Origin of the sequence: Arthrobacter sp. SO3, assembly GCF_020532825.1 — a bacterium.
GTDB lineage: Bacteria > Actinomycetota > Actinomycetes > Actinomycetales > Micrococcaceae > Arthrobacter.
Map to the genome: position 1 here is coordinate 1 of NZ_MQTS01000247.1, position 6,543 is coordinate 6,543.

Below are 6,543 nucleotides of genomic sequence, written 5' to 3' on the forward strand. Positions count from 1 at the left end.
ACCGACCACCGCTACGAACGCGACACCGCCGGAGAACTACTGCACATTGACGTGAAGAAACTCGGGAAAATCCCGGACGGCGGAGGCTGGCGGGTCCACGGCCGGTCCGAAGCCGTCAGAGGCCGCGGACTGGGCTATGACTATGTCCACGTGGCGGTCGATGACCACTCCCGTCTGGCCTATGTCGAGGTCCTGCCGGATGAGAAGGGCCCCACCTGCGCGGCGTTCCTGGCCAACGCCGCAGCGTTCATGGCCGCCAACGGAGCCCCCGTGCAAGAGGTCATGACGGACAACGCCCTGGCCTACATCCGGTCAGCCGCCTTCGCGAATGTTATGGCTGATCTCGGCGCCAAGCACCGGCGCACAAAACCCCGCAGCCCGTGGCAGAACGGCAAAGCTGAACGGTTCAACCGGACCTTGCAGGAAGGCTGGGCCTACAAGAACGCCTACGACTCCAGTACCCACCGCGCACAAGCCCTCACCGGCTGGCTAGACTTCTACAACCACCGCCGAAACCACGCAGCCCTCGGAGGACGAGCACCCATCAGCAGATGTAACCAACCTGCTGGCTGAGTACAACTAGGCGGGAATCAGACGCGCAGCAGCCGCTGGCCGTTGAACCAGCAGACGGCGCGCAGCCAGTCGTCGTCGAGACGGGGCTCCTTGTCACGGAGTCGTTCCAGAGCCTCCAGCTGATGGGCGTAGGCGTACGGGATGTTCGGGAAGTCGCTGCCGAGCACAATCCGCTCCGGCATCGCGGCCAGCCGTGCCAGAAGCTCAGGCGGGAAGGGCGCGGCCGCCTCGAAGAAATCCGTGAAGACCATGGTCGTGTCCAGGTGCACCCGGGGGTATCTCTCCGCCAGGTTCAGGAATTCGCCGTACTCCGGTGCCCCCAGATGGGCGACGACGGCGGTCAGCCGGGGATGGCGGCGCAGCACGCCCTCAAGCTTGTCCGGACCGGTGAAGCCGGGGCGTGGAACCGGGCCGCTGCCGACATGCACCACCACCGGAATGCCGGCTTCGGCCAGCAGCCCCCAGACCGGGTCGAGTACCGGCTCGCGCAGATCGAACCCGCCCACCTGCGCGTGGATCTTGAAGACCCGCGCCCCGCGTGCCAAAGCCGACCGCACCTGGTCCAGGACGCCGTCCTCGGGGAAGAACGTGGCGCTCGGGACACAGTCCGGCTCTGCGGCGGCCAGCTCGAGGGCGAAATCGGTGAGGTCGGCCGCCATGCCCGGACGGTGCGCATAGGTCAGTGCGGTGAAATGCCGCAGTCCCAGCTGGCGCAACCGGGCCAGCCTGCTCGCCTCGTCCGTGCGGTAGGTGATGGGCCAGGGGCGGCCAATCAGGGGGCCCGCCTCGTCGAAGTGCGCCCAAACCCGCCGCAGCATCCGCTCGGGGAGGAAATGCGTATGGATGTCGATCAGGCCCGGAAGTCCGAGTCCGGCCCACCACCGGGGCACGTCAGCATCCTGCATCGCTTCCGCCGGCTCGTCCGTTACGTTATTCACGCCCACAGTGTGTCACGCCGGCCCTTTGTCCGGACCGGCGCACCGCCGGGGAATCGGGGGCCAGGGTTTGCTCAATTCAGGGCGGGGTATGTCGCCAGGATGTAGTCGGTGGCCGCCGGTCCCGCCATGCGCAGCCTGCTCCGGCCGGGGTTGATGCGGTGGGCCTTGAGGGCTGCCCAAAAGCCGGAAACCGGGTGCGGTGCGGCGTCGTGCAGCAGGCACCAGCTGATGTAAAGGCCATAGAGCTGGTCTTTCCTCAGCGAGGGGCCATCGTCGGTTCCTTCGATGGTGGCTTCCGCGAGGAAGCGGTCGATGTGGGCAGGGGCAGTCGGTGAAGCGGCCATGGTTGGCTCTCTTCCGTGCTGTGCAGTGAATGCTGCCGTGTGGCTACAGCAGCGGTTCCTTCCGCGCCGTGCACAAGGCGCCGAAGGTCTTGGTCCGAAATCCAGCCTTTCGGGGCCCGACGTGCCTTAAGGCAGTCAGCGGGCGAGGCCGCAAGACAGGGGACGGACCGGGGTTTTCCACTCCCGGCTTCCATGTCCGTGAACACGTCATTTAGGGATGTCTACATTGTAGATATTAGGCGTAGACTACAACTATGGCAAGTGGTGCCGCGGCTGCGGTGCCTTGGCCCAAGGCTTGAGGAAGTGGCAAGTAATTATGGCAACCCCGCAGCAACCCGCAGGCGACGAAGCCGGCAGTGTTACCAGAAAGAGTCGCCTCAGTCGTGAGATTGTGTTGGAAGCCGCCCTGAAACTTGTCGACGAAGAGGGGCTGGAGGCGTTAACCATGCGCCGGCTGGGGCAGGCCCTGCACCGGGACCCCATGGGGCTGTACCGCTACGCAGCCAACCGGGCAGCGCTCCTGGACGGCGTCACCGAGCTTGTCCTGGACGAGCTGGCCATTTTTGCTGACGACCCCGACTGGCAGGGACAGCTGCGGCGCATCGCCCACGATCTCCGGCTGCTCGCGCTCCGCCACCCCAACGTGGTTCCGCTGCTGGTGACCCGGCCGCTTTCGACCCCGCTGGGTCTGCGTCCGCTGGGCACCCTCCGGCCGCTGGAGCAAATTCTGGGCCTGTTGATCGACGCGGGCTTTACCGCCTCCGATGCCCTTCACGTCTACCGGGCCTACTACGGATTCCTCTACGGCCACATCCTCAACGAGCTTCAGGAGTTCATCGTGGACCCCGATGAAAATGAGGCCTTGCTGCGCCTTGGACTGCACCGTCTTCCGCCGAAGGAGTTCCCGCGGCTCCGTGCCCTGGCTCCCGCGCTCGCCGACTACGACGGCGCCTCGGAGCTGGACGAGGGGCTAACCATCCTGTTGTCCGGGCTCGCGGCACACCTGTCCGCGCCGCTGGTCAAGAAAGGCTGAGGACACGATCTTCATTCTCTTCGGCCTCAAGACGGTGCAGCATCCGCTGCCCGGGCGTCCGGCCACCTGCCAGCGCTGCGGACGGTTCATTCACCACGGGCTGGAAGAGCGTGCCGTCCGGTTGACCCTCTTCTTCATCCCGGTGTTCACCACCTCGCGCTCCTACCGCATCACGTGCTCGAATTGCGGCGCAGTCAACACCCTGACGCGGCGGCAGAAGAACTCTCTGTCCTTATAGTTCCACCGCGGGGGCGCGCTTCGATACAGAGTCAGCGGTGATGAAGGGCGCGGAGTGCTCCGCGTACCGCGATTCCCGAGGCACACACCAGCGGAACCAGTCCGGCAAGTACGGCGATGCTGTTGGGCCGGAACGCCACCCGCCCGTTCCGCCCTCGGCAGTACACGCCCAGCGGAAGCACAAAGCCACCTCCGCCGCCACCCGCCGCATTTTCCTTACTGCCGTCCATGGGGGCGCTCCCGCCGCCCGTATCCCCGCCGCCGTTCCTGCCGCGGGCGTTTCCGCCGCCCGTCCGCGAGAGACGAGAGAGCTTCAGTCATGGCAACGACCATAGGCGCCCTGCCCTGCCAGTGCCAGAGGCACGGGCCCCGGACGGAAGGGACGTCAGGGCCATCCGGCCCCTTTTCTGTGAGGGAGCATCGAATTAGATTGGGACGGAATGTTGCATTGGACGAAAGGCCATGATCATGACGAAAGAATTTGGGGCGGCGCCGCGGCTGGCTGAAGTACTCGCCATCGTCCTTGGCACGGAGGAGATCCCGCTCCGGCTCAAGGCCTGGGACGGTTCGGAAGCCGGTCCGGCGGGAGCGCCGCGCGTAGAGTTCCGCTCCCGGCGGGCCCTGCGCCGGATGCTGTGGTCCCCCGGGCAACTTGGCCTCAGCCGCGCCTACGTTGCCGGGGACATTGATGCCCCGGGCGACGTCTTCGCCACCTTCGCCGCCCTGAGTTCCGCCGGCAAGTTCGCCGAACCCGGGCCGTTCCGCCGGCCCACTGCGCGAGAACTGGCGACCATCCTCAAGAATGCCGCCCTGCTCGGTGCCCTGGGCCCCAATCCTGCTCCACCGCCGGAGGAAGCAAAAATCGTCCGCGCCGGCCGGCGGCACACGCGGACGAGTGACGCTGCGGCCATCTCCCACCACTACGACGTCGGCAACGACTTCTATGCCCTGGTCCTCGGCCCGTCCATGGTTTACTCCTGTGCGGTGTGGGAGGAGGAAGACACCGGGCTGGGCTCTGCGCAGGACGCCAAGATCGATCTGGTCTGTCGGAAGCTGGGACTCCAGCCCGGCATGAGGGTGCTGGATGTCGGATGCGGGTGGGGGAGCTTTGCCCTGCGCGCGGCCCAAAACTACGGAGTCGACGTCGTGGGCGTGACGCTTTCGCGTGAACAGGCGGCCATGGCGGGAAAGCGGGTGGCAGATGCCGGCCTGACTGACCGCGTCTCCATCCGCGTCCAGGACTACCGCGACGTTGCCGACGGCCCGTACGACGCGATCAGTTCCATCGGAATGTCCGAGCACGTGGGCCGCGAGCAGATGCCCGCGTACGTCGCCAGGCTGCACGGGCTGCTCCGGCCAGGCGGGCGGCTCCTCAACCACGCCATTTCCTGGAACGCGGGACCCACCGCGCCGGATCCGGACTCCTTCATTCCCCGCTATGTGTTCCCGGACGGTGAGATGCTCGGCCTGGCGGAGATGGTGGGGGCCCTTGAGTCCGGCGGACTGGAAGTGCTCGACGTCGAGGCCCTGCGCCGGCACTACGCACTCACCCTCCGGGCCTGGGTGCGCAACCTTGAGGACGGCTGGAGCGAGGCCGTGCAACTCGCCGGCGAAGGGCGTGCCCGGGTCTGGCGGCTCTACATGGCCGCCAGCGCCCTGGGCTTCGAGTCCGGACTGACCGGCGTCAACCAGATTCTGGTGCAGCGGCCCGGCGGCACCGAACCACCGCTGCGACGGACCGGATGGGTCTGAGGCGGGGGAGCCTCAGCCGGAGCGGTCGTGGTGGGGGCGCCTCAGCCGGAGCGGTGTGAGGCGATGAAAGCCGCGGCTGGCCCGGCAAGTGATGCCCCGACCTCCTCCGGTGTGCGCCTGGTTCCCTTGACCTCGAAGGTGTGGCCCCCGCCGTCGCGCCACTCCAGAACTGCTGATGGGCCGATGCGGGCCACCACGGCCTCCAACAGTTCGGGCGTGGCAAACGGGTCGCGGGTGCCCTGGAGGAAGAGCATCGGCAGGGTCAGCCCGTAGAGGTGCTCATCCCGCATTTTTTCCGGCTTGCCAGGGGGATGCAGCGGGTAGCCGAGGAAGACGAGACCGGCCGCGGGCATCCCCTCGGCAACGGCCATCGAGGCCATGCGTCCACCAAAGGACTTGCCCCCGGCCCAGAGCGGCTCGCCCGCGGACCTGGCGGCGGCCTCGGCCATGGCGGCCCGCCAGGCAGCAATGGCTGCGGGAGGTCTGTCGGGGAACTTCCGGCCGGCCTCGCGGTAGGGGAAGTTGAAGCGGAGCGTGGCGACGCCCAGTCCGGCCAGGGCGCGGGTGAACCCGGCAAGGAACGGGTGCTCCATGCCGGCCCCCGCCCCGTGGGCGACCACGAGCGTGGCAAGGGGCTTCTCGGGCCGGGTGTAGACGCCCGAGACGGCGGTTTCACCCACGGCGATGGTGACGGGCAGCTCGGCGATGGTCATAACTCCATCATGACGCTTCGATAGGCTGCGGCCATTGCGGTTCAATCGCTAGGCTGTCGTTTATGAGCAATACCGAGGTGGCCCCCCAGGAGATTTTGTGTGAAACGGACGACAGCTGTGTCGGCGTGGAAATTCTCGCTCCCCGGCAGGTCCCGCTGGGCGGACCGCGGGCCATGGATGTGAGACGGACCCTGCCGCAGCGCCAGCGAAGCCTCATCGGCGCCTGGTGCTTCCTGGACCACTACGGTCCGGACCGGGTTGGCGAGTCCGGGGGCATGCACGTGCCGCGCCATCCGCACACGGGCCTGCAGACGGTCAGCTGGCTCTTTACCGGCGAGATAGAACACCGCGATTCGGCCGGCTTCCACGCCGCCGTGCGGCCGGGCGAGGTCAACCTGATGACCGCCGGCCGAGGCATCAGCCACTCGGAATTTTCCACTCCCGGCACCGACGTCCTGCACGGTGCGCAGCTGTGGGTGGCGTTGCCGGACAGCGCCCGGCAGATGGAGCCCACTTTTGAGCACTATCGCCCCGACCCACTGTCCGGACCCGGCTGGACCATGCGCGTCTTTCTGGGATCAATCGCCGGGGGCACCTCGCCGGTCACCACCCATACTCCGCTGCTTGGGGTTGAGATCCTGTTGGATGCCGGAACCGCACTGAGCCTGGACACCGATCCATCGTTTGAACATGGATTGCTGGTGGACACAGGGGTACCTACGCTCGATGGTCATCCGGTGGCCAAGGACCACCTCGCCTACCTGCCGGTGGGGCGCACGTCCCTCATCCTGGAGGCCGGCGTCGAACCACTTCGGGCGCTACTGATCGGTGGCGAACCCCTCGGCGAGCAGATCGTGATGTGGTGGAACTTCGTGGGACGAAGCCACGATGAGATCGTCCGCTATCGGGCACAGTGGCAGGCGGAGATCGGCGTCGAGGACGCCCCCGCTGCT

The 6,543-nt window shown here is 67.0% G+C and carries 8 protein-coding genes; 5 read left to right on the top strand and 3 right to left on the bottom strand.

Annotated features, from left to right (window positions below; all coding sequences use genetic code 11):
* The coding region (locus BJQ90_RS22170; RefSeq protein ID WP_226762334.1) for an integrase core domain-containing protein at positions 1-573 on the top strand (573 nt) is incomplete at its 5' end.
* A gap of 17 nt (positions 574-590) precedes the next feature.
* On the opposite strand, the gene BJQ90_RS22175 is transcribed toward BJQ90_RS22170, so the two are convergent.
* Both BJQ90_RS22175 and BJQ90_RS22180 read right to left on the bottom strand, forming a co-directional pair.
* Positions 591-1,511 (bottom strand): amidohydrolase family protein, encoded by a 921-nt coding sequence (locus tag BJQ90_RS22175; protein WP_226762335.1) that lies wholly within the window; start codon positions 1,509-1,511, stop codon positions 591-593.
* Between the two features lie 71 nt (positions 1,512-1,582).
* Complete coding sequence (locus BJQ90_RS22180; RefSeq protein ID WP_226762336.1) at positions 1,583-1,855, bottom strand: hypothetical protein; 273 nt, start codon at positions 1,853-1,855, stop codon at positions 1,583-1,585.
* Between the two features lie 316 nt (positions 1,856-2,171).
* Between BJQ90_RS22180 and BJQ90_RS22185 the strand changes: the two genes are divergently transcribed.
* The 3 genes from BJQ90_RS22185 (at position 2,172) to BJQ90_RS22195 (ending at position 4,877) form a co-directional block, all read left to right on the top strand.
* Positions 2,172-2,888 (top strand): TetR/AcrR family transcriptional regulator C-terminal domain-containing protein, encoded by a 717-nt coding sequence (locus BJQ90_RS22185; RefSeq protein WP_226762337.1) that lies wholly within the window; start codon positions 2,172-2,174, stop codon positions 2,886-2,888.
* A 34-nt stretch (positions 2,889-2,922) separates the two neighbouring features.
* Positions 2,923-3,126, top strand: coding sequence for a zinc-ribbon domain-containing protein (locus BJQ90_RS22190; protein WP_226762338.1), 204 nt, complete (start codon positions 2,923-2,925; stop codon positions 3,124-3,126).
* Between the two features lie 467 nt (positions 3,127-3,593).
* Positions 3,594-4,877 (top strand): class I SAM-dependent methyltransferase, encoded by a 1,284-nt coding sequence (locus BJQ90_RS22195; RefSeq protein ID WP_226762339.1) that lies wholly within the window; start codon positions 3,594-3,596, stop codon positions 4,875-4,877.
* Between the two features lie 41 nt (positions 4,878-4,918).
* On the opposite strand, the gene BJQ90_RS22200 is transcribed toward BJQ90_RS22195, so the two are convergent.
* The gene (locus tag BJQ90_RS22200) at positions 4,919-5,590 is read right to left on the bottom strand and encodes an alpha/beta family hydrolase (protein WP_226762340.1); all 672 of its coding nucleotides are present in this window, start codon (positions 5,588-5,590) and stop codon (positions 4,919-4,921) included.
* Between the two features lie 62 nt (positions 5,591-5,652).
* Here BJQ90_RS22200 and BJQ90_RS22205 point away from each other — a divergent pair.
* Positions 5,653-6,543 (top strand): pirin family protein (locus BJQ90_RS22205; protein ID WP_226762341.1); only part of this gene is annotated, 891 nt, incomplete at its 3' end.